This window comes from Corallococcus terminator, from assembly GCF_003611635.1.
In the GTDB taxonomy this organism is placed as follows: Bacteria; Myxococcota; Myxococcia; order Myxococcales; family Myxococcaceae; genus Corallococcus; species Corallococcus terminator.
The window spans coordinates 1-424 of the sequence record NZ_RAVZ01000836.1 but is presented as its reverse complement, the minus strand read 5'-3'; the positions used below and the strand labels follow the sequence as shown (position 1 = coordinate 424).

At 57.1% G+C, this 424-nt stretch carries 1 pseudogene; it reads left to right on the top strand.

Features of this window, described 5'->3' with window-relative positions:
* Positions 1–86 precede the first annotated feature (86 nt).
* Positions 87–424 (top strand): annotated as a pseudogene (locus D7V88_RS44085) (hypothetical protein); the annotation flags it as partial.

The following is a 424-nucleotide window of genomic DNA, read 5'->3' as shown; positions in this document are numbered from 1 at the left end:
ACTTTGCCAACTCTGGAAACATCAGTTTCGGGCTGAGCGGCTCGAGCATCTCGGCCTCGTACAACCAAACGGTCCAGACGCAGAACATGGTCACGCTGAACGGTTCGGCTGGCGCTATCAGTGTTTCAGGTGGCCAAAATATCACCATCAGCAACAACGCATCTACCATCTTTGTAAGTGGTCCCCCGATGTTCGACGCCGGTGCGGCCGGTAGCATTGCCGGTGGTTCAACATACGGCGTGATGGGCACGGCCAACACTGGTGGCCTGGCATTTTACGCAGGGAGTAACATTGGCCTTAGCCAAGCGACGGCCGCTGGAGGAAACGCCAGTATTACCATCAATGCGAGTGGTGGCGCAGGCGGTGGCGGGCTCGCATTATCAGCCTCTAACGCCGTCTTTACTTCGGGGACGGTCCAATTAGC